This is a genomic window from Treponema endosymbiont of Eucomonympha sp. (assembly GCF_001028545.1).
Window position 1 is genome coordinate 1 of the sequence record NZ_BBPW01000428.1, and the last position, 600, is coordinate 600.

The 600-nt window shown below is 60.7% G+C and carries 1 protein-coding gene; it reads left to right on the forward strand.

Annotated elements, in window-relative coordinates; translation table 11 throughout:
* Nucleotides 1-193 precede the first annotated feature (193 nt).
* Nucleotides 194-600: hypothetical protein (locus AWU74_RS12010; RefSeq protein WP_238580245.1), on the forward strand; the 407-nt coding region annotated here is incomplete at its 3' end.

The window sequence follows — 600 nt, forward strand, 5'->3', positions numbered from 1 at the left end:
GAAAGATTGCGGGGAAGCCGCGAAAGATTGCGGGGAAGCAGCGGAAGTTTGCGGGGAAGCGGCGAAGGTTTGCGGGGAAGCAGCGGAAGTCTGCGGGGAGCGCCCCGCTTCAGAAAAAAAGGCGCGGACGGCGGCAAAAACCCCCGTTCCGCTCCGAAACGCGTATAAAAAACACAGAGTTAAGGAGTTACACATGGGTCATGATTATGTGCCCGGCGGGGACGCCCCGTTTTGGGCGTGGGCAAAACAGCTTGTCGGATACGCGGAGACGCGGCTTGCCGACTTCGGCATACCGGACGAGACCTTCGCGGCTATCAAAGGGCTGTACGCCGCCTTTGACGCGGCATACCAGAAAGCCGCCTCGCCCAACCACGGCAAGGTAGACGTGCTTGAAAAGGACGAAGCCCGCGCCGCGCTCGAAAAAGCGCCGCGCCCCTTCGCCAAGACGTACCTTATGTTTAACCCCGCCGTGAGCGATTCCGACCGGGAGAATATGGGGCTTTCCCTGCACAACAAAAAGCCGACGCCGGTGCCGCCGCCCAGCACGTATCCCGACTGGGTTTTCGACACAAAGACGATCCGGCGCATTTCGCTGCGCTT